Genomic DNA, 20,179 nt, shown 5'->3' with positions numbered 1-20,179 from the left:
CGAACTCAGACCACGCGCAGGCCGAGCTCTTCCACCAGCGATGCGGCCTGCCGGTGCGAGATGGTCGCGCCCTTGAACTGCGCGGCGTTGGCAAGGCGCAGGCCGCCCAGGTCGGCGTCGCGCAGGTCCGCGCCTTCGAAGCGCGCAAGCTTCAGGTGCGCATTGCGGAGGCTCCCGCCTTCGAACACGGCCTCGCGGAAATCGCAACCCGACAGGTCGGCTTCGGAGAAGTCCAGTTGCGCGAGCGTTTGCTTGCGGAACGACAGGCCGCGCAGGTGCGCGTCGACCAGCAGCGAGTCCTTGAAGACGATGCCCAGCGCGGAGACTTCGGCGAAGTGCGCGCCCGTGAGCTTCACGCCCGTGAAGAGCGCGGAGGCGAGCTTGGCGCGTGTCCACTGCGTGTTGTTGAGGTCGCAGTCCTGGAAGCGCGCGTTCGTGAGGTCGGCGAGGCCGAAGTCGGTCTGCCGCGCCCTGCATCCCACCCAGCGGGTTTCCGATAGAAGGGCGCGGTCGAACGATGCTTCGGCGAAGTTGCACAGCGTGAACTGCGCACCGCGCAGGTCGAGCCGGGAGAGGTCTGCGCCATCGAAGTCGCAGCGCTCGAAATGCAGGGGCGCGTCGCGGCCTTGCAGGCCGGCGAGCATGTCGGTGCGCGACCAGGTCTGGTCGGAAATCAGGTTGGTGGTGGTGTTCATGTGTCGGAGCCGGCGGCCAGTGCGCGCAGCTCTTCGGCGGTGAAGCCGGCGCGTTCGCGGGCTTCGAGATTGAAGGGAGGCCTGATCCGGGGCGCATCGTAGCGCGCGACGAGCGCCGGGTAGTTCGCTTCGGCATCGAGCCCCGCGCGTTCGCAGAGCCAGCGGTACCAGTGGTTGCCGATGGCGACGTGGCCGACCTCGTCGCGCAGGATGATGTCCAGGATCTCCACCGCGCGCAGCGCATCGGGCGTGTTGACGCGCTTCAACTTCGCCTGGATCAGCGGCGTGGCGTCGAGCCCACGCGCCTCGAGCGTGCGCGGCACCAGCGCCATGCGGGCGAGCACGTCGTCCTTCGTTTTCTCGCACATGTTCCAGAGGCCGTCGTGGCCGGGGAAATCGCCGTAGCTGTAGCCCATGCCCTGCAAATGCGCATGCAGCAGCGTGAAGTGCAGCGCCTCTTCGTCGGCCACGCGCAGCCAGTCGCGGTAGTAGGCCTCGGGCATGCCGTCGTAGCGCCAGACCGCATCGAGCGCGAGGTTGATCGCGTTGAACTCGATGTGGCAGATGGAATGGATCAGCGAGGCACGGCCTTCGGGCGTGAAGGGCGAGCGTTTCTGCACCGCGGTGGCGGACACGCGCTCGGGCCGTTCGGGACGGCCCGGCACCCCGAGGTCGTCGCCTTCGGTGCGGATCGGGTCCGTTGCTATGGAATCGGTAGCGGCCAGCGCCGCGGTGGCGCGTGTTGCAGCCACCTTTTGTTCGGGATCGGAGAGGCGCAGCGCGGCCAGCGCGCTCAATCGGGGGTGCATCCCTACAATTCTAGTTTTGCCCCCGGAGACTCCACGATGGCCCTTTACGAACTCGACGGCGTTGCGCCGCAACTTGGCACAGGCGCCTGGGTCGCCGACAGCGCGGAGGTGATCGGCAATGTGAAGCTGGGCGAGAACGCAAGCATCTGGTTCGGTGCCGTGCTGCGCGGCGACAACGAGACGATGACCATCGGCCGCAACAGCAACGTGCAGGACATGTCGATGCTGCATTCCGACCCCGGCAGCCCGCTCACCGTGGGCGAGAACGTCACCATCGGCCACCAGGTCATGCTGCACGGCTGCACGATCGGCGACAACTCGCTCATCGGCATCCAGGCAGTGGTCTTGAATAACGCGAAGATCGGCCGCAATTCGATCGTTGGCGCCGGCAGCGTGGTCACCGAGGGCAAGGAGTTTCCCGACAACTCCCTCATCTTCGGCTCGCCCGCCAAGGTGATGCGCACGATCAGTGACGAAGACGCTGCCCGCCTGCGCCATGGTTCCGACCACTACGTCGAAAACGCCGTTCGCTATGCGAAGGGCCTCAAGAAAATCGCCTGACCCCGCGCAGGCCCAACAGAAAGAATCCGTTTTGAGCGAGCTGCACAAATTCCTGTTCGATGGCCTGCCGGTGCGCGGCATGATCGTGCGCCTGACAGATGCGTGGCAGGAGATCCTTGCGCGGCGCGCCTCCAACACCGCCACCGGCGCCTATCCGCCGCCCGTGGCCGAGCTGCTCGGCGAGATGACCGCCGCGGCCACGCTGATGCAGGCCAATATCAAGTTCAACGGCGCGCTGATCCTGCAGATCTTCGGCGACGGCCCCGTCAAGGTTGCCGTGGCCGAGGCCAAGCCCGACCTGAGCCTGCGCGCCACCGCCAAGGTGATCGGCGACCTGCCGGCCGATGCGCGCCTGCCGGACATGGTCAACGTGAGCAACAAGGGCCGCTGCGCGATCACCCTCGACCCGAAGGACAAGCTCCCGGGCGCCACCCCCTACCAAGGCGTCGTGCCGCTCTTCGGCGACGATGGCGAAAAGCTCGGCAAGCTCAGCGACGTGCTGCAGCACTACATGCTGCAGAGCGAACAGCTCGACACCACGCTGGTGCTCGCGGCCGACGAGAAGGTGGCCGCGGGTCTTTTGATCCAGCGCCTGCCGGTGAAGGGCGAGGGCAACCTCGAAGGCACGTCGGACAAGGATCGCGATCAGGCCAACGAAGACCAGATCGGCCGCAACGAGGACTACAACCGCATCTCGATCCTCGCCTCGAGCCTGACGCGCGACGAGCTGCTCACGCTCGATGTCGAGACCATTCTTCGGCGCCTCTTCTGGGAAGAAAAGCTGCTGCGCTTCGAGCCGCAGGCCGGCTTGCTTGGCCCGCACTTCGCGTGCACCTGCGGCCGCGAGCGCGTGGCGCAGATGATCCGCGGGCTTGGCGTCGTAGAGGCTGAAGAGATCCTCGCCGAGCGCGGGGACATCGAGGTGGGCTGCGACTTCTGCGGCAAGCAGTACCGCTTCGATGCGATCGATGCGGCGCAGATCTTCAGGCCGCCTACGGACCAGATTCCGGGCAGTCCGATCGTTCAATAAGGCTTGCCGCGTCGGCCCCGCTCAGGCGGGCAGGCGCATCACCTTGACCATCGCAGCCAGCCGTTCATTCGCAAAGCCCGCGCTCAACGACCGCTCGAACAGCCCCATCAGGAAATCCGGAAAGCTCGCATCGAGCCTGGCTTCCCGCGCCTGCTTCACGAAGAGCCGGCCCGAGCCCGCGCAGGTGGCCATCGAGCTCTCGGGTTCGCCGTAGCGGTTGGCGTGGATGGCCTCGCCTTCGGCGCTGATCATTTCGCCGAGCACTGGCGAGATCGCGCCGATCATCTGCGAGAACGCATCCACGCCCAGCCCCTCGGATTCGCAGATGCGCACACCGTGAAAGAACCCGCTCATCGCGCCGAACATGCACGAGAGCGTGGCGAGGTCCCAGGCGGCCGCGTTGCCGATGGGCTCGCCCATGTACTGGATGTTTCCGGCAATGGCTTCGAGCACCGGACGGCACGCGGCGAGGGCGCGCGCTTCGCCGGAGATAAAGAGCGGCGTGTCGGGCCGGCCGATCTGGCCGGGCGTGGCGAGCAGGGCGCCGTCCAGGTAGGCCACGCCGCCGAGGGCCGCCCAATCTTCGCGCGCGTCCTGCGGGGTGCCGGTGCTCAGCTGCACCAGCACCTTGCCGCGCAGCGCGTCGGCCACGCCGGGCGCGGCGAGGATCGTGCGCCACGCCGTGTAGTCAGCCACGCAGACCAGCACCACGGGGCTGGCCTGCACCGCGGCGAGCGCGGTCGGCGCGAGCACCGTGCCCTGGTTCAGCAAAGGTTTTGCGCGCTCGGCAGTGCGGTTCCACACCGTCAGCGTGAACTTCGATTGCAGGGCGCGCGCGAGCGCGATGCCCATGGGGCCGAGGCCGATGAGGGAAACGTCGGTCATGTCGTGTGTTCCTTCGGGTGTGGGTTTCAGGCGGCGGCCGGCGTGAGGTTCTGCCCCAGCCCGCCATCGACGGTGAGTCGCGCGCCGGTCGTGAAGGTGGCCTCGAATGCAAAGAAGAGCACCGCGCGCGCCACTTCGGCGGCGGTGCCGTGCCGGCGCATCGGCGTGATCTGGTCGCCGATGCGGATGAATTCCGCGCGCTCGGCGGCCGTCGCATCGGCGATGCCGAGCGTGGGCGTGTCGATGAAGCCGGGGCTCACCACGTTCACGCGGATGCCGCGCGTCACCAGCTCCGCCGCGAAGCCCGAGGCGAAGGAGCGCAGGGCCGCCTTGGTGGCGCTGTAGACGCTCATGCCGTGCATGCCGCCTTCGTCCGCGATGGACGAGGTGAACACGATCGCGCTGCCCGGCTGCATCAGCGGCGCGAGGCGCTGCACGGTGAAGAACGGGCCCTTGGTGTTGATCGCGAAGGCGCGGTCGTAGCCGGCTTCGGTCACCTGCTCGAAGGGCTCCAGCGTGGCGATGCCCGCGTTGATGTGCAGCAGGTCGATGTGCCCGAAGCGCTCGCGCGCCACGGCGGCAAGGGCGTCGATGTCGGCGAGCGATGCGGTGTCGGACGCCAGCACCTCTGCACCCGGGCCGAGCGTGCGGCGCGCCGCCTCGAGGTTCTCGGGGTTGCGCCCGGTCACCAGCACCTGGGCGCCGCCATCGAGCAGCGCTTGCGCCGTGGCCAGGCCCATGCCGATGGTGCCGCCGGTGATGACAGCCTTCTTGCCCGCGTAGGGTTTGTTCATGATTCGCATGCCTTGAAACGAGTGGAGTTCATGGCTGCGAATGATCGGGATTGCCCTGCGAACGGTCGCGCACGTTCGGCCGTGCTGGAGCACAAACGGACGATGGCATGCGGCCGAGGCGCGGCAGATAATCTTCCGGATGAGCTACACCACCGACCTGGCACTGACGGCCGACAGCTTCGTGATGCCCGCTCCTTCCGGCCTGCGCGTGGACATGCGCCAGACGCCCGGCGGCGTGGTCGGCTACGAGGCCTTGCCCGACCACCGCATCAAGCTGCACGCGGGCGCGCCGGTGCCCGGCGCCTGCCGCCTGCACAAGTTTCTCTACACGCGCGGCGACCTCGACATCGTGCCGGCCGGCTCGACCGACATCTGGCACGAGGAAGCGCCCAGCACTTCGATCGTGGTGCGCATGGCGCCTTCGCTGCTGCACCGCACCGCCGACGAGATGGGCCTGCCGGCCGAACGGGCGCGGCTCGGCGAGCGCCACCAGTTCCGCGATGCGCAGATCGAGCACATCGCCCTCGCGCTGGATGCCGAGCGGCGCGCGGGTTTTCCGAACGGTACGCTGTACACCGACAGCCTGGGCATCGCGCTGGCCGTGCATCTGATCGCGGGGCAGAAGGTCGAGACAAAGCCAGTGCAGGGGCTGACGCGGCCGCAGCTGCGCCGTGTGACGGAATACATCGAGGCGAATCTCGATGGCGACCTGTCGCTTTCGGCGCTCGCCGCCATCGCGGGCCTGAGCGCCTCGCACCTGAAGACGCAGTTCAAGCGCTCCACCGGCCTGCCGGTGCACGAGTACGTAGTGCACCGCCGCGTGGACCGCGCACGCGGGCTGCTGCTGCGCAGTGCGATGCCGGCGAGCCTCGTGGCGCTGGAGAGCGGTTTCTCGCACCAGAGCCACATGGCGCGCTGCATGCGGCGGGTGCTGGGCGTGACGCCAGGCGAGGTGCGGCGCGCGGGCTAGTTCTTCCCCCGTAGCGATCAGCGGGCTTCGTCGTCGAAGCCACTGAACTCGATATCGGGCGCACTCGTGTTGTGCTTCGAAGGCAGGCTGCGACCAAAGCGCACCTGCGTGGCCTGCAAGGACTTCACCTCGGGCAGCGGCTTGGCCTGCGATGCGGCATTGGGCGATTCCTGCCAGCGCACTTCGCTCATGTCGGCGTTGTCGGCTGCAACGTACATCGAGCGCAGCACGGCGAAGGGCTGAGCATTCGCCGTGGGCTTCGACAGCGTCACGTCGAGCGCGGTGCGCTTGCGGCTGATCTCGTCCACACGCGCCACCGCGCTGCCGCCGTTCGAAAAGCGCAGATGGATCGCCAGCGGCTTCGTCGTCACGCGGATCGACGCGATGTTCACCACCGGCCGCCCGGCCTGCTCGACCGGGCCCAGCAGGAACGACGAGCCGTACACACCATCGCCGAAGCGCGCCTCGGGCAGGGGCTTCAGGCGCCAGTAGCCGTCGGAGGGGTACAGCACGATGGCTTCGAGCGCCTTGCCGTTCTCCTTCTTGAACACCTGCAGCAGGTGAAAGCCGCGGTCGCTGCGGTTGCCCACCTGCACCGGCACGCTCTGCGGCCGCCAGAAGGTCGGCAGCGTCATGCCGACGATGCGCCACTCGGCGTTGTCCAGCATCACCACGGTGCGCTTCTTGAAGCGATGCGCGGGGTCGGTGGGGTGCGCGCCGCCGTCGAAGTTGCAGCCCGAGAAGTCGGGTGCGGTGACGTCGTTGCCGATCTTGTCGAGGTAGTCGGGCTGCAGCGCCTCGATGCGCATGCGGCGGATGCCGTCGCCGCGCAGCACCATGGAGACGTTGTCTTCCTCGGCGCAGGCGGTGGGGGTGGTGCCGTTCTCGATGGTGGCGGCAACGGGGGCCGCGAGGGCCGGACCGGCCGAGAGCAGGGCGGCGATGAAGAGAGGCAGGAGGGAGGCGGTGCGCGGGGCGGGGTGCAGGGGCATCAGGTCTCCGTTGAAGAAGAACGGCGGCGTGCTTATTCGCGCCGCCCGATCAGGTCTGTGAAAAGCCGATGTTCGCATTCCGGGTCGGAGCACTTCTCGCAAGGCCATGTCCATGCGGCGGGTTTTGCGTCGGCCTTGCCGCGCGCGCGCGCACGGGTTTCGCGGTCTTCGCCGCTGGCGATCGAGTTGATGGCGTTCCACGCGTTGGCCAGGCGCTCGCCGCCGGTGCCGTGCACGACGGTGAACGAGAGCTTCGCGCCGGTCAGTGCTGCGCGCACGAGCGTGTCGGTCGGCTGGCGGGCATGGGGGCCGTCGCGCAGGTGGTCGCCAACCCAGGGAATGTCGAGCGCGGTGAGCAGCGTGATGGCGCAGCGCCGCTGCGTGGCAAGGGCGTCGGCGTAGAGCGAGCGGTCGTCGAAGAGTTGTTCGCTGTAGACCGCGGTCATGAGCGCGGTGGTGTCGGCGATCACCACGCCGGTTGCGGCGGCAGCGTCGATGCGGCGTGTCTGCTCGTGGGCGATGGCCTGCTGTTCGTCGGGTCGCGGCGTGCGGCCTTCGCGATCGCACCATTCGCGTAGGTACTCGCCCACGAGCGTGGCCGGAATGCCGCGCTCCTGCAGGCGCAGCGCGATGGCGCGCGCGAGTTCGGTCTTGCCGGTGCTCTCGGCACCGAGCACCGCGATGACGCAGCCGGTCGGCAGCATCGGCGTCATGCGCGCTCCATCGCCGGAAGGCGCTGCCGCCATGCCAGGTAGCCGGCCACGCTGAGCACGGCGAACACGGCGTACAGGCCGACGGTGAGCCACAGGCCCTTGTGGATGAACAGGCCCACGCTCACGACGTTCACGGCCAGCCAGACGAGCCAGTTCTCGATGAACTTGCGTCCCAGCAGGAACTGGCCGACGAGGCTCAGGCCCGTGGCGAAACCGTCCCACCAAGGCACGTCGGTGTCGGTGAAACGGCGAAGGAAGAGGGCGACCGCGGGCCATGCGATGGCGCAGGCGGCCAGGGTCAGCGTGATGCCGCGCGACGACAGCCGACTGACGTGCAGCGCACTGCCATCGCTGCGATGGCCGCGCAGCCACTGGAACCAGCCCCACAGCGCGACAAAGGCGAAGAACACCTGCAGCGACGCATCACCGTAGATGCGCGCGTTGGCGAAGACGACGACGTAGAGCAGCGAGCTGACGATGGCCAGCGGCCAGCCCCAGTGGATCTCGCGCATGTTGCAGCCGACCATGGCGAGCGCCAGGACGGAGGCCACGAGTTCGAGCCAGCTGACGGGGGAGCCCCAGAGCGCAAAGGCAGGGGCCGAGAGGAACTCGGGCATCAGCAGGCGAAGTGGTGAAGGGTCAGTGCGCGATTTGCACGAACACTTCGTTCGGCTTGACCATGCCGAGTTCCGCGCGAGCGCGTTCTTCGACCATCTCGAGCCCGTCCTTGAGGTCGTTGACCTCCGAGGAAAGGCGCTCGTTGGTGATGGTCGCCTTGGCGTTGGCTTCCTTCTGGTCGGTCAGCTTGGTCTGCAGTTGCTGCACGTCGCGCACGCTGCCGCGCCCGTTCCACAGCTGCCACTGGAGAACGACCAGCAGCAGCAGCAGGACGATGGGAGGAACGAAGCGCGCGCGCATGAGTGTCTGTCTATGCCACCCGCACACCGGGGCCGCCGCGCCGCCGTTCCGGATGGAGCGGCAAGGTGCGCGGCCTGGCGAGCCGGGTGGCTGGCATCACTTGAGGTTGTAGAACGCGCCGCGGCCGGGGTAGCTGGCGATGTCGCCGAGGTCTTCTTCGATGCGCAGCAGCTGGTTGTACTTGGCGATGCGGTCCGAACGCGAGAGCGAGCCGGTCTTGATCTGGCCGGCGTTGGTGCCCACGGCGATGTCGGCGATGGTGCTGTCCTCGGTTTCGCCCGAACGGTGCGAGATCACGGCCGTGTAGCCCGCGCGCTTGGCCATCTCGATGGCGGCGAAGGTTTCGGTCAGCGTGCCGATCTGGTTGATCTTGATCAGGATCGAGTTGGCGATGCCCTTGTCGATGCCCTCTTGCAGGATCTTGGTGTTGGTGACGAACAGGTCGTCGCCCACCAGCTGCACACGCTTGCCCAGGCGTTCGGTCAGGTGCTTCCAGCCGTCCCAGTCGCCTTCGTGCATGCCGTCTTCGATGCTGATGATCGGGTACTTGTCCACCCAGTTGGCGAGCATGTCGGTCCAGCTCTCGGCCGACAGCGACAGGTTTTCGCCCGACAGCACGTACTTGCCGTCCTTGTAGAACTCGCTCGCGGCGCAATCGAGGCCGAGGGCGATCTGCTCGCCAGCGGTGTAGCCGGCCTTGTCGATGGCTTCCAGGATGAGCTGGATGGCCGCTTCGTGGCTCTCGACGCTGGGGGCGAAGCCGCCTTCGTCGCCCACCGCCGTGCTAATGCCGCGGTCGCCCAGGATCTTCTTGAGCGCATGGAACACTTCGGCGCCGTAGCGCACGGCCTCGCGGAAGCTCTTGGCGCCCACGGGGATGATCATGAACTCCTGCAGGTCGAGGCTGTTGTTGGCGTGCGCGCCGCCGTTGATGACGTTCATCATCGGCACCGGCAGTTGCATGCCGCCCATGCCGCCGAAGTAGCGGTACAGCGGCAGGCCCGATTCTTCGGCCGCGGCGCGGGCCACGGCCATCGAGACAGCGAGGGTGGCGTTGGCGCCCAGGCGGGCCTTGTTGTCGGTGCCGTCCAGGTCGATCATCGTGCGATCGAGGAAGGCTTGTTCGCTGGCATCCAGGCCGAGCACGGCTTCGGAGATTTCGGTGTTGATGTTCTCCACCGCCTTCAGCACGCCCTTGCCGAGGTAGCGACCCTTGTCGCCGTCGCGCAGCTCGATGGCTTCGCGCGAACCGGTCGATGCGCCCGAGGGCACGGCCGCACGGCCCATGGTGCCCGACTCCAGCAGCACGTCGCACTCGACGGTGGGGTTGCCTCGGCTGTCGAGAATTTCGCGGCCGACGATGTCAACGATTGCACTCATCTTTTGTCTTTCTCAAATAAAACGGATCACACACCTTCGACAACGATCATGCGCATGATCGCGGCGCCCTGACGCGCTGTGCGCGCCTTGCCGTATTCGGGCGATTCATTGAATTTCTTGGCGGCTTCGACGCTCGGGAACTTGAGGATCACGATGCGCTGCGGCGCCCAGTCGCCCTCGAGCACCTCGACCTTGCCGCCGCGCACGCACACCTCGGCGCCGTGCGCCTTCATGGCTTCGGTGGACCACTTCTTGTAGTCCTCGTACTGCACCGGGTTGGTGACTTCGACGTTCGCGATGATGTAGGCGCTGGTCATTGCTGAAAGATGTCCTCGAGGAAAGCGTTTTTCTTGGTGACCCGGTCGAGCGCGAGCAGCGTCTCGAGCAGGGCCTTCATGTGCTTGAGCGGCACGGCGTTGGGGCCGTCGCTCAGGGCCTTGGCGGGATCGGGGTGCGTCTCCATGAAGAGGCCGGCCACGCCCACGGCCACGGCCGCACGCGAGAGCACGGGCACCATCTCGCGCTGGCCGCCCGAGGTCGTGCCCTGGCCGCCGGGGAGCTGTACCGAGTGGGTGGCGTCGAACACCACGGGCGCCTTCGTCTCGCGCATGATCGCGAGCGAGCGCATGTCCGAGACGAGGTTGTTGTAGCCGAAGCTCGCACCGCGCTCGCAGGCCATGAAGCTGTCTTCGTCGAGGCCGGCTTCCTTGGCTGCAGCGCGCGCCTTGTCGATCACGTTCTTCATGTCGTGCGGCGCGAGGAACTGGCCCTTCTTGATGTTGACCGGCTTGCCCGACTGTGCCGCCGCATGGATGAAGTCGGTCTGGCGGCACAGGAACGCGGGCGTCTGCAGCACGTCGACCACCTTGGCGGCTTCGGTGATGTCCTCGGTGGTGTGCACGTCGGTCAGCACGGGCAGGCCGAGTTCGCGCTTGACCTTGGCGAGGATTTCAAGGCCCTTGTCGCGGCCCGGGCCGCGAAAGCTGGTGCCCGACGAGCGGTTGGCCTTGTCGAAGCTGCTCTTGAAGATGAACGGGATGCCCAGCGCCGAGGTGATTTCCTTCAGCGTGCCGGCGGTGTCCATCTGCAACTGCTCGGATTCGACCACGCAGGGGCCTGCGATGAGGAAAAAGGGCTGGTTCAGCCCGATGTCGAATCCGCAAAGCTTCACGCCACGGCCTTCAGGTTCTTGGAACCGCCCGCACCCTGGGCCTTGTGGTCGAGCGCCGCCTTGATGAAGGCGTTGAAGAGCGGGTGGCCGCCCCACGGCGTCGACTTGAATTCAGGGTGGAATTGCACGCCCATGAACCAGGGATGCACGTCCTGCGGCAGCTCGACGATTTCGGTCAGGTGCTCGCGCTGCGTGAGCGCGGAGATCACGAGGCCGGCTGCGCGCAGCTCGTCCAGGTAGTTGACGTTGGCTTCGTAGCGGTGGCGATGGCGTTCGGTCACCACGTCGCCGTAGATGCTGTGGGCGAGCGTGCCGGGCGAGACGTCGGAGCTCTGCGCGCCCAGGCGCATGGTGCCGCCGAGGTCGGACTTCGCGTCGCGCGTCTTCACCGTGCCGTCCGCGTCCTTCCACTCGGTGATCAGCGCGATCACGGGGGTGGGCGTCTCGGGGTCGAACTCGGTGCTGTTGGCGTTCTTCAGGCCCGCCACGTGGCGCGCGTATTCGATGGTGGCCACCTGCATGCCCAGGCAGATGCCCAGGTATGGCACCTTGCCTTCGCGGGCGAAACGGGCGGCGGAAATCTTGCCTTCCACGCCGCGCTGGCCGAAGCCGCCGGGCACGAGGATGGCGTCGTACTTCGCGAGGCGCGACACGTCTTGCGCCGAGATGGTTTCGGAGTCGATGTAGTCGATCTTCACGCGCGCATGGTTCTTCATGCCGGCGTGGCGCAGCGCCTCGTTGAGCGACTTGTAGCTGTCCGACAGGTCGACGTACTTGCCGACCATCGCGATCGAGACTTCCTGCTGCGGATGCTCGACCTCGTAGACCAGGTCGTCCCAGCGTTGCAGCTTGGCCGGCGGGGTGTTGATGCGCAGCTTGTCGCAGATGAGGCCATCGAGGCCCTGCTCGTGCAGCATGCGGGGCACCTTGTAGATGGTGTCCACGTCCCACATGGAGATGACGCCCCATTCGGGCACGTTGGAGAACAGCGAGATCTTGGCGCGTTCGTCGTCGGGAATCGGGCGGTCGGCGCGGCAAAGAAGGGCGTCGGCCTGGATGCCGATGGCGCGCAGTTCCTTGGCGGTGTGCTGGGTGGGCTTGGTCTTGAGCTCGCCGGCGGCGGCGATCCAGGGCACGTAGGAGAGGTGCACGAAGGCCGAATTGTTCGGGCCCATGCGCAGGCTCATCTGGCGCACGGCTTCCAGGAAGGGCAGCGATTCGATGTCGCCCACGGTGCCGCCGATTTCGACGATGGCCACGTCCACCTCGTGCGCCGTGCCGATGCCGGCGCCGCGCTTGATGTATTCCTGGATTTCGTTGGTGATGTGCGGGATCACCTGCACCGTCTTGCCGAGGTAGTCGCCGCGGCGTTCCTTCTCGAGCACGGTCTTGTAGATCTGGCCGGTCGTGAAGTTGTTGGCCTTGCGCATTCGCGTGTTGATGAAGCGCTCGTAGTGGCCGAGGTCGAGGTCGGTCTCGGCGCCGTCATCGGTGACGAACACCTCGCCATGCTGGAAGGGCGACATCGTGCCGGGGTCGACATTGATGTACGGATCGAGCTTGATGAGGGTGACTTGGAGGCCGCGCGATTCGAGGATCGCGGCGAGCGAGGCGGAGGCGATTCCCTTGCCAAGGGAAGATACGACACCACCGGTGACGAAGACAAATTTGGTCATGCCAGTTCCGGATGCGTGAATCCGGGCAGTGGGAAATTGCGATTATAGGTGTGCCCTTTGCGACACCTTCCGCCAAAGGCTTGTTGCCATTTGTTCGATGACCTATGAGCAACAATACGGCCCATGCAAGATCTCGTCGGAAAACACATCGTCCTGGGACTCACGGGCGGCATCGCCTGCTACAAGTCGGCCGAGCTTTGCCGGCTGTTCGTGAAGGCCGGCGCCACCGTCCAGGTCGTGATGACCGAGGCGGCCGAGCAGTTCATCACGCCGGTGACGATGCAGGCGCTTTCCGGCCGCACGGTCTACACCTCGCAATGGGACACCCGCGAGCCCAACAACATGCCGCACATCAACCTGAGCCGAGAGGCCGATGCGATCGTGCTGGCGCCCTGCAGTGCCGACTTCATCGCCCGCCTGGTGCAGGGCCGCTCCGACGACCTGCTGAGCCTGATGTGCCTGGCCCGCCCGATGGACCGCATTCCGCTCCTGATCGCCCCGGCCATGAATCGCGAGATGTGGGCGCACCCCGCCACCCAGCGCAACCTGATGCAGGTGTCGGCCGACGGCGCGACCGTGCTGGGCGTGGGCAGCGGCTGGCAGGCCTGCGGCGAAACGGGCGACGGGCGCATGCTCGAACCTGCGCAGCTGCTGGAGGACATCACGGCCTTCTTCCAGCCCAAGTTGCTGGCGGGCCAGAAGGTGCTGGTTACCGCGGGCCCGACCTTCGAGGCGTTGGACCCGATTCGCGGCATCACCAACCACTCGTCGGGGAAGATGGGCTTTGCCATCGCCCGTGCCGCCCGCGAGGCGGGCGCCGAGGTCACGCTGGTGGCCGGCCCGGTGCATCTGCCGACGCCGCGCGGTGTGACCCGTGTCGACGTGCTCTCGGCGCAGGACATGCTGGAAGCCACCACCCGTGCAGCGCAGAGTGCTAGCATTTTTGTAGCTACCGCCGCCGTGGCCGACTGGCGCCCGGCCACGCACAGCGACCAGAAGATCAAGAAGGACGGCAGCGGCAAGACGCCGGTGCTCAATTTCGTCGAGAACGCCGACATCCTGCTCACGGTCGCCAAGAGCGAGCGGGCGCAGGCGAAGAAGCTGTTCTGCGTCGGCTTCGCGGCCGAGAGCGAAAACCTCGCCGAACATGCCAAGGCCAAGCGCGAGCGCAAGGGCATTCCGCTCCTGGTGGGCAACATCGGACCGCTGACCTTCGGCCAGGACGACAACGCACTGCTGCTCGTGGACGCCAAGGGCGTGCGCGAGTTGCCCCGCGCGCCCAAGCTCACGCTGGCACGTGAACTGATGACGGAGATTGCCGCACGACTTCCCGACTGGAGAGCCTGATGAACACCGAATCGAACACGCCGCCCAATGGCGACTTCGCCCGCTACGTCGAGCAGCTTTCGGCGCGGGCGGCACTGCCGAAGCGGCCGGCGCAGCCGGGGGAGCCCGGGCTCGATGTCGGCATGACGCCGTCGCCCGGCCAGCAGGGCCAAGGCCCGGTCTCTGCCGCGATGCAGCGCGCCGACCTTCCGAACGGCGAAGTGCCCAAACGGGAGCCGGGTTCGTTCGAACCGACGCTTCTCAAGGTGCTGGGCGTGGTGGGAGCACTGGTGTTCCTGATGCTGTGGTCCATGGGGGTGCCGTTTTTCGTGCTGGTCGCAGGGTTCGCCGCAGCCGCGTGGTTCGGCAAGAGTTTTTTCAAGGGTTTGAAACTGACGCCGGGCGTGGCGAAGTGGCAGCAGGTGCTCGAAGAGGCCGCCCGCAAGCAAAGAGAACAGCAACACAAGCAAGGCAGCAAGTAAGTGAAAGTCGACGTTCGTATCCTCGATCCACGCATGGTGGATCAATTGCCCGCATATGCCACCCCCGGAAGCGCCGGCCTCGACCTGCGGGCCTGCCTCGATGCCCCGATCACGCTGGAGCCCAACGGCTGGCAGCTGGTGGGCACCGGCATCGCAATCCACCTGGCCGACCCGGCGTTCGCGGCGCTGATCCTGCCGCGCTCGGGGCTGGGCCACAAGCACGGCATCGTGCTGGGCAACCTCGTCGGGTTGATCGACAGCGACTACCAGGGCGAACTCAAGATCAGCGCCTGGAACCGCAGCGACACGCCCTTTGTGCTGCAGCCGATGGAGCGACTCGCGCAGCTGGTGATCGTGCCGGTGGTGCAGGCGCAGTTTCGTGTCGTCACGGAATTTGCAGCTTCGCAAAGAGGCGAGGGCGGCTACGGCTCCACGGGCAAGCATTGAGCCTGCGAGGACGGGCAAAGCTTAAGAAAGCCTGAGTAACCGCCAGGTAAGCGAGGGGTAAAGAGCGGAACCGCGCGGCGGCACCGCGCTCGAAGGTTTCAGCATGTGTCTTGCGTCATCGCAGCGAAAGCTGTGGCGTTAGTCACAGGCAGGCGCACTTTCCACGCGCTGTTCTATTCGAGGAGCCTCTCAACATGAAGATCTCAATGCGCTTCGTATCCGTCACCGCTTCCGTGCTGGCCCTGGCCACGCTCACCGCATGCGTTGCGCCGGCGCCGATTTACCAGACCTCGCGCTACCCGTACCAGGCGCCGCCGCAGGCCATCCAGTACCACGAGGCCGCCTACGTCGAATACGGCCATGTGGCCAACATCGAGGTGCTGCGCAGCGAAACGGCCGGCACCGGCACCTCTGGTGGCGGCGCTGTCGCCGGCGGCGTCATCGGTGGCGTGGTCGGCAACCAGTTCGGGCGCGGAAGCGGCCGTGCTGCGGCCACCGCACTGGGCATCGTGGGCGGCGCGCTCCTGGGCAACACCATCGAGGCCCAGCAGAACGGGCCGCGTGTCTATGAAAGCTATCGCGTGTCGGTGCAGACCGACCGAGGCGGCTATCGGGCCTTCGACGTGCAAAGCCCGGGCGACCTGCGCATCGGCGACCGCGTGCGCATCGACAACGGCCACATCTCGCGCATGTAAGCGCGGCCCCAGCGGGCACAAAAAAACCGGGCACTGCCCGGTTTTTTGACGTCTGCAATCCTCAGAAGGTGTGAATGAATCCGGCGCGCCCGAGCAGCCCGCCCGGGCGCGGCGGGTTCGCTCACACCTTCTCAGTGCAGCATCTGGTTGCCCGGCGCCATCGGCGGCACCTTGAAGAAGGCCGTGCCTGCCGTGCCGCGACCGACTTCTTCTTCCGTGGCTTCGCGCACCGAGCGCACGGTGATATCGAGGCGGATCGCGATGCCGGCCAACGGATGGTTGCCGTCGAGCACGAGGTGATCAGGATAGATTTCGGCAACCGTGTAGAGCGCGTCCCGCGGGATGCCGTCGCTCACGCCCTTGGGCAGGGCGGAGCCGTCGAAGGTCATGCCTTCTTCCGTGCCCTCGGGAAACAACGAGCGCGGCTCGAGAAAGAGCAGCTGGTCGTTGAAGTCGCCGAAGCCCTGCTCGGGCTCGACCTGCAATTGCACACGGGCGCCAGGCTCATGGCCTTGCAGCGCCGCCTCGATGACGTCGAAAAGATCGTCGCCGCCCACCATGAATTCGACCGGCTCGTCGAGCACATCCAGCACGTCGCCGAGCGTGTCTTTCATCGTCCAGGTCAAACCGACCACGCATTGTTCAGAGATTTCCATTGCAGAATTCTCCCATGGAGATTACACAAACGCTGCCGTTGCTCGGCGGCCTGAGCGCCGCGCAGTTCATGCGGCGGTACTGGCAGAAAAAGCCGCTCTTGGTCCGCCAGGCCATTCCCGCCATGGTGCCACCGATCGATCGCAGTGCGCTGTTTGCGCTGGCCGAGCGCGAAGAGGTGGAGTCGCGCCTCATCCGCCACGGCAAGTCCGGCTGGTCGCTCAAGCATGGCCCGCTGCCGCGACGTGCCTTGCCGCCGCTGAAGCAACCCGCCTGGACCCTGCTGGTGCAAGGCGTCGACCTGCACCACGAGGGCGTGCACGAGCTGCTGCGGCGGTTCCGCTTCCTGCCCGATGCGCGGCTGGACGACCTGATGATCAGCTACGCGAGCGACACCGGCGGCGTCGGTGCGCATTTCGACAGCTACGACGTCTTCCTGCTGCAGGCCCAGGGCCGCCGCCGCTGGTCCATCGGCAAGCAGGGGGACCTCAGCCTGCAGCCGGGCGTGCCGCTCAAGATCCTCGAGAACTTCGAGCCGCAAGAGACCTTCGTGCTCGAGCCGGGCGACATGCTCTACCTGCCCCCGAAGTACGCCCATGAAGGCGTGGCGGTCGGCGACGACTGCATGACCTTTTCCATCGGCCTGCGCTCGTCCGCCCTGGGCGAACTCGGCGCGGATTTGTTGGCACGCATGGCACAGGCTTATTCGGAAGACCTCGAGGACGCAGGCCCCGCGGAACTGGCGCGCTACCGCGATCCGACGCAGCCCGCGGTCGATGCGCCGGCCGCGATGCCCGCTGCGCTGCAGGCCTTTGCGCGCAAGGCCGTCGAAGCTGCGCTGCGCGACCCGGACGCCATCGACCGCGCCCTCGGCGAATCGCTGACCGAGCCCAAGGCCAACATCTGGTTCGACGAAGGCGGCGATGTGCCCGACGCGATGCGGCAGCTGGCGCTCGACCGCCGCACGCGCATGCTCTACGACACGCGCCACATCTACATCAACGGCGAAAGCTTTCGTGCAGGCGGCGCCGATGCCGCGCTGATGCGCAAGCTGGCCGACCGGCGCGCGCTCGGCCCGCGCGAACTGGCGCGGGCCAGCGAAGGGGCACTGGCGCTGCTGGCCGAGTGGTGCGAGGCGGGCTGGGTTCATGCCGACTGACGACCCTTCGCCGCTGCTGCTGCCCGAAGGCCGCTTCGACGGCCGCGAGGCTTTCGGCGCGATCGTGCGCCATGCACTGTCGACCGCTGCGCGCGAGGGCTGGAAGGAGATCGTCTTCAGCGACCCCGACTTCGCCGACTGGCCCCTGGGCGAGCGCGCCAGCATCGAGGCGCTGCAGGCCTGGTCGGCCAGCGGCCGGCGTTTCGTGCTGCTGGCACAGCGCTTCGATGTGATCGAGCGCGGCCACGCGCGCTTCGTGCCGTGGCGCCGCATGTGGGACCACATCATCGAATGCCGGGCCACCGGCAAGGCGGCCGGTGCCGAAGTACCGAGCGCGATCTGGACGCCCACCTGGTTCGCGCACCGCATCGACCCCGAGCGCTGCCGCGGCGTCTGCGGCGCCGATCCGCGCGCCCGCCGCGAACTGCGCGAATCCATCGACGAGAGCTGGCGCGTGGGCCGCCCGGCATTTCCGGCGTCGACGCTCGGCTTGTAAGCCAATGCCGCGAATGCGGCCACGAGACACATTCAGGCGGAGATGCGGGTCTAGAATTTTTTCGTTCCAGACATTCTTTGCCAAAGGAGTTCTCATGAAGAAGTCGTCGTCCGTCCTGATTGCCTCGTTGATCGCCGCTGCCGCACTCGTTGCCTGCGGCAAGAAAGAGGACGCCGCCCCTGCGGTCGTGACGCCTCCGCCCGCTCCCGTGACCGAACCCGCAGCCCCGCCTGCTGCCGCACCGGCGCCTTCCGCCGATCCGGCCGCCACCGCGCCTTCGCCCGCCGCTTCGTCGGCACTGGACGCTGCGAATGCCGCGACAGAGGCCGCGAAGAAGAACGAAGCACCCAAGCAATAAGCCGGATCCTTCACACAGCAGAAAGCCGCCCGAGGGCGGCTTTTCTACTGGGGTCGCCGGCAGGTCAGCTGGCGGTCAGACATCGAGCCAGGGCGAGCCCTCGGCCGCGGTGGCGGTAAGCATTTCCGCCTCATGGCCACCCAGCGCCTCGGCCATCAGGCGCCGCACGATGTCGGGCCGGTTGTTCTGCTCGCTCAGATGTGCTGCGACGACATGGCGCAGGCCGTCGTGCCGTACCGTGCGCGCGATCTCCGCTGCCGCTGCATTCGACAGGTGCCCGTAGTTGCCGCCTACGCGCAGCTTGAGGAAAGGCGGGTAGGCCGAGTTGGCCAGGAGGTCGCTGTCGTGATTGAACTCGAGCAGCAGCGCATGCACGCCGGCCAGGCGATTCAGTACGTGGGCCGTGGCGTGCCCCAGGTCGGTCAATACGCCGAGCGTGCGTGCGCCGTCCGTGCAGCGAAGCTGCAATGGCTCACGCGCGTCGTGGGGCACGGTGAAAGGTTGCACGGAGATGTCGCCGACTGCGAACTCCGCGTCGTCGCGCGCCAGGTTCAGCCGGCCCTCGAAGTCGCGGCCGCCCGTGGCGAGCCAGGTGCCTTCGCTCATCCAGACGGGAATGCGGTTGCGCCGCGAGAGCGCGTGGGCGCAGCCGATGTGGTCGCCGTGCTCGTGGGTGATGAAGATGGCGTCGATGTCGCCGGCGGCAAGGCCCGCCTGGGCCAGCCGCTGGTCGAGTTGCCGGATGCCGAAGCCGCAGTCGACGAGGAGCCGGGAGGTGCGGCCGCCGCTGGTCGCCTCGACCAGCGCGGCATTGCCCGTGCTGCCGCTACCGAGGCTTCGGAAGCGGAGCATGCGGGTTACTTCAGGTCGTCGGCAATGACCTTGACGATGCGCTGCGCGTTGGCCGAGGTTTCGGGCGCGCCGGCTTCGTTCTGCACCGAGACGGTGGTCGATTCGCCCTGGCTCTTCACGAGAATGCGGAACTTGATCGGCTTTTCATCCTTGGACGAGCTGCTGAACAGCTTGCCGAAGAAGCCTTCTTCCTTCTTGTCGGGGTTCGGTGTCACGTAGCGCACGTAGTAGATGCCGGCGCTGCGGTCGCGGTCTTCCACGGTGAAGCCGGTGCGGTCGAGCGCCAGGCCGACGCGGCGCCATGCGCGGTCGAACCCTTCGCTGATCTGCACCACGGGCTGGTTGCCCACGCTGGCGATGGTCGCGGTCTTTGCCGGTGCCGAGGTGGCGGCCAGGATCTTCGACTGTTCTTGCGAGACGCCCAGCTTGACCATCAGGCGGCGCAGGAATTCGGTTTCGAGTTCAGGGTCGCTCGGACGCGGCTGCCACACGGTCTGGTCCTGGCGCGAGTTGTTGTAGACCTCCTGCATGCCGCGGTGGCTGATGAAGATCTCGGTGCCGTTGGTCGTGCGCTCGATGCGGGTGCGGAAGCGGTCGAGTTCGCCGGTCGAGTAGACCGAGTCGACCAGCTTGCCCAGCGTCCCGCGGATGATGTCCTGCGGCAGCTTGGCGCGGTTCTCGGCCCAGTCGGTTTCCATGATGCCCAGGTTGCGCTGCTCGGTGGTCAGCAGGAAGCCGCTTTCCTGCCAGAAGTCCTTCACCGGTTCCCAGAGCTGGTCGGGCGTGCGGTTGACGACGATCCAGCGCTGCGTGCCCGCGCGCTCCATGCGCACGTCGCCGATGTTGGCGACGGCGGTGGGCACGCCCGGCGCATTGGCGATGCCGGTCTGGTACGAATTGGCGGTGACTGCGCCGCCGGGCACCGCATAGCGGTTGTCGCGCGAGAGCTGCGACAGGTCGGGCGGGACTTCGAGCGTTGGGGCCTTGCCGGCGCTCTTGTAGTCGATCTTGTCGCTCTCGAGCACGGAGCAGGCGGCGAGGCTGGCAACGAGGGTGGCCAGCAGTGCATATCGCGAAAGTTGCGAAAGGTTCTTCAACGTCGTCTTCCTTGTTGGA

At 66.9% G+C, this 20,179-nt stretch carries 25 protein-coding genes; 10 read left to right on the top strand and 15 right to left on the bottom strand.

Annotation, left to right across the window (positions count from 1 at the left end; translation table 11 throughout):
* Positions 1–5: 5 nt before the first annotated feature.
* Together J2W23_RS03620 and J2W23_RS03615 are read right to left on the bottom strand one after the other, a co-directional pair.
* Complete coding sequence (locus tag J2W23_RS03620; RefSeq protein WP_307647708.1) at positions 6–695, bottom strand: pentapeptide repeat-containing protein; 690 nt, start codon at positions 693–695, stop codon at positions 6–8.
* Positions 692–1,504 carry a ferritin-like domain-containing protein gene (locus J2W23_RS03615; RefSeq protein WP_307647707.1) on the bottom strand — a complete coding sequence of 271 codons (813 nt, stop codon included), beginning with the start codon at positions 1,502–1,504 and terminating at the stop codon, positions 692–694. Before J2W23_RS03615 ends, J2W23_RS03620 begins: the two co-directional genes overlap by 4 nt.
* 36 nt (positions 1,505–1,540) lie before the next feature.
* On the opposite strand from J2W23_RS03615, the gene J2W23_RS03610 reads away from it, so the two are divergent.
* Together J2W23_RS03610 and hslO are read left to right on the top strand one after the other, a co-directional pair.
* Entirely contained in the window at positions 1,541–2,065 is a 525-nt protein-coding gene (locus tag J2W23_RS03610) for a gamma carbonic anhydrase family protein (protein WP_013540595.1), read from the top strand.
* A 31-nt stretch (positions 2,066–2,096) separates the two neighbouring features.
* Entirely contained in the window at positions 2,097–3,095 is a 999-nt protein-coding gene (gene hslO / locus J2W23_RS03605; RefSeq protein WP_307647706.1) for an Hsp33 family molecular chaperone HslO, read from the top strand.
* Positions 3,096–3,116: 21 nt separating this feature from the next.
* Here the strand turns inward: hslO and J2W23_RS03600 are convergent, their stop codons facing one another.
* Both J2W23_RS03600 and J2W23_RS03595 read right to left on the bottom strand, forming a co-directional pair.
* Complete coding sequence (locus J2W23_RS03600; RefSeq protein ID WP_307647705.1) at positions 3,117–3,980, bottom strand: NAD(P)-dependent oxidoreductase; 864 nt, start codon at positions 3,978–3,980, stop codon at positions 3,117–3,119.
* A gap of 26 nt (positions 3,981–4,006) precedes the next feature.
* Positions 4,007–4,774, bottom strand: coding sequence for an SDR family oxidoreductase (locus tag J2W23_RS03595; RefSeq protein ID WP_307647704.1), 768 nt, complete (start codon positions 4,772–4,774; stop codon positions 4,007–4,009).
* A 139-nt stretch (positions 4,775–4,913) separates the two neighbouring features.
* On the opposite strand from J2W23_RS03595, the gene J2W23_RS03590 reads away from it, so the two are divergent.
* On the top strand, positions 4,914–5,744 hold the full coding sequence (locus tag J2W23_RS03590; protein ID WP_307647703.1) for an AraC family transcriptional regulator: 831 nt from the start codon (positions 4,914–4,916) through the stop codon (positions 5,742–5,744).
* Positions 5,745–5,761: 17 nt separating this feature from the next.
* Here the strand turns inward: J2W23_RS03590 and J2W23_RS03585 are convergent, their stop codons facing one another.
* From J2W23_RS03585 to J2W23_RS03550, 8 genes are all read right to left on the bottom strand, one after another.
* Positions 5,762–6,736, bottom strand: coding sequence for a hypothetical protein (locus tag J2W23_RS03585; protein WP_307647702.1), 975 nt, complete (start codon positions 6,734–6,736; stop codon positions 5,762–5,764).
* Positions 6,737–6,768: 32 nt separating this feature from the next.
* Positions 6,769–7,449 carry an AAA family ATPase gene (locus tag J2W23_RS03580; protein ID WP_176658400.1) on the bottom strand — a complete coding sequence of 227 codons (681 nt, stop codon included), beginning with the start codon at positions 7,447–7,449 and terminating at the stop codon, positions 6,769–6,771.
* The gene (gene pnuC / locus J2W23_RS03575; protein WP_176658399.1) at positions 7,446–8,066 is read right to left on the bottom strand and encodes a nicotinamide riboside transporter PnuC; all 621 of its coding nucleotides are present in this window, start codon (positions 8,064–8,066) and stop codon (positions 7,446–7,448) included. Before pnuC ends, J2W23_RS03580 begins: the two co-directional genes overlap by 4 nt.
* A gap of 22 nt (positions 8,067–8,088) precedes the next feature.
* Positions 8,089–8,367: a cell division protein FtsB gene (gene ftsB, locus J2W23_RS03570; RefSeq protein ID WP_176658398.1), complete on the bottom strand. Its 279-nt coding sequence runs from the start codon at positions 8,365–8,367 to the stop codon at positions 8,089–8,091.
* A gap of 96 nt (positions 8,368–8,463) precedes the next feature.
* Positions 8,464–9,747 (bottom strand): phosphopyruvate hydratase, encoded by a 1,284-nt coding sequence (eno, locus tag J2W23_RS03565; RefSeq protein ID WP_307647701.1) that lies wholly within the window; start codon positions 9,745–9,747, stop codon positions 8,464–8,466.
* A 26-nt stretch (positions 9,748–9,773) separates the two neighbouring features.
* Entirely contained in the window at positions 9,774–10,064 is a 291-nt protein-coding gene (locus tag J2W23_RS03560; protein WP_176658396.1) for a DUF1330 domain-containing protein, read from the bottom strand.
* Positions 10,061–10,918, bottom strand: a complete 858-nt coding sequence (gene kdsA, locus J2W23_RS03555; RefSeq protein WP_176658395.1) for a 3-deoxy-8-phosphooctulonate synthase — start codon at positions 10,916–10,918, stop codon at positions 10,061–10,063. The genes J2W23_RS03560 and kdsA overlap by 4 nt, the downstream gene beginning before the upstream one ends.
* Entirely contained in the window at positions 10,915–12,594 is a 1,680-nt protein-coding gene (locus J2W23_RS03550; protein ID WP_176658394.1) for a CTP synthase, read from the bottom strand. The genes kdsA and J2W23_RS03550 overlap by 4 nt, the downstream gene beginning before the upstream one ends.
* 123 nt (positions 12,595–12,717) lie before the next feature.
* Between J2W23_RS03550 and coaBC the strand changes: the two genes are divergently transcribed.
* From coaBC to J2W23_RS03530, 4 genes are all read left to right on the top strand, one after another.
* Complete coding sequence (gene coaBC / locus J2W23_RS03545) at positions 12,718–13,941, top strand: bifunctional phosphopantothenoylcysteine decarboxylase/phosphopantothenate--cysteine ligase CoaBC (protein WP_307647700.1); 1,224 nt, start codon at positions 12,718–12,720, stop codon at positions 13,939–13,941.
* Entirely contained in the window at positions 13,941–14,402 is a 462-nt protein-coding gene (locus J2W23_RS03540) for a hypothetical protein (RefSeq protein WP_307647699.1), read from the top strand. Before coaBC ends, J2W23_RS03540 begins: the two co-directional genes overlap by 1 nt.
* Positions 14,403–14,849 carry a dUTP diphosphatase gene (gene dut / locus J2W23_RS03535; RefSeq protein ID WP_055805315.1) on the top strand — a complete coding sequence of 149 codons (447 nt, stop codon included), beginning with the start codon at positions 14,403–14,405 and terminating at the stop codon, positions 14,847–14,849.
* Between the two features lie 194 nt (positions 14,850–15,043).
* Positions 15,044–15,544: a glycine zipper 2TM domain-containing protein gene (locus J2W23_RS03530; RefSeq protein WP_176658391.1), complete on the top strand. Its 501-nt coding sequence runs from the start codon at positions 15,044–15,046 to the stop codon at positions 15,542–15,544.
* A gap of 131 nt (positions 15,545–15,675) precedes the next feature.
* On the opposite strand, the gene J2W23_RS03525 is transcribed toward J2W23_RS03530, so the two are convergent.
* Positions 15,676–16,200 (bottom strand): FKBP-type peptidyl-prolyl cis-trans isomerase, encoded by a 525-nt coding sequence (locus tag J2W23_RS03525; RefSeq protein ID WP_176658390.1) that lies wholly within the window; start codon positions 16,198–16,200, stop codon positions 15,676–15,678.
* 14 nt (positions 16,201–16,214) lie between these two features.
* Between J2W23_RS03525 and J2W23_RS03520 the strand changes: the two genes are divergently transcribed.
* From J2W23_RS03520 to J2W23_RS03510, 3 genes are all read left to right on the top strand, one after another.
* Positions 16,215–17,357: a JmjC domain-containing protein gene (locus J2W23_RS03520; protein ID WP_307647698.1), complete on the top strand. Its 1,143-nt coding sequence runs from the start codon at positions 16,215–16,217 to the stop codon at positions 17,355–17,357.
* Positions 17,347–17,853: a hypothetical protein gene (locus J2W23_RS03515; RefSeq protein ID WP_307647697.1), complete on the top strand. Its 507-nt coding sequence runs from the start codon at positions 17,347–17,349 to the stop codon at positions 17,851–17,853. The genes J2W23_RS03520 and J2W23_RS03515 overlap by 11 nt, the downstream gene beginning before the upstream one ends.
* A 94-nt stretch (positions 17,854–17,947) precedes the next feature.
* Complete coding sequence (locus J2W23_RS03510) at positions 17,948–18,211, top strand: hypothetical protein (protein WP_176658387.1); 264 nt, start codon at positions 17,948–17,950, stop codon at positions 18,209–18,211.
* A 75-nt stretch (positions 18,212–18,286) separates the two neighbouring features.
* Here J2W23_RS03510 and J2W23_RS03505 read toward each other — a convergent pair whose 3' ends face one another.
* The gene (locus J2W23_RS03505) at positions 18,287–19,063 is read right to left on the bottom strand and encodes an MBL fold metallo-hydrolase (RefSeq protein ID WP_176658386.1); all 777 of its coding nucleotides are present in this window, start codon (positions 19,061–19,063) and stop codon (positions 18,287–18,289) included.
* Between the two features lie 5 nt (positions 19,064–19,068).
* A complete protein-coding gene (bamC, locus tag J2W23_RS03500; protein WP_307647696.1) occupies positions 19,069–20,160 on the bottom strand; it encodes an outer membrane protein assembly factor BamC in 1,092 nt (363 codons plus the stop codon).
* Between the last annotated feature and the right edge of the window lie 19 nt (positions 20,161–20,179).

It is taken from the genome of Variovorax boronicumulans, from assembly GCF_030812215.1.
Classification (GTDB): Bacteria; Pseudomonadota; Gammaproteobacteria; order Burkholderiales; family Burkholderiaceae_C; genus Variovorax; species Variovorax boronicumulans_C.
This window is presented reverse-complemented; position numbering and strand designations above follow the sequence as displayed.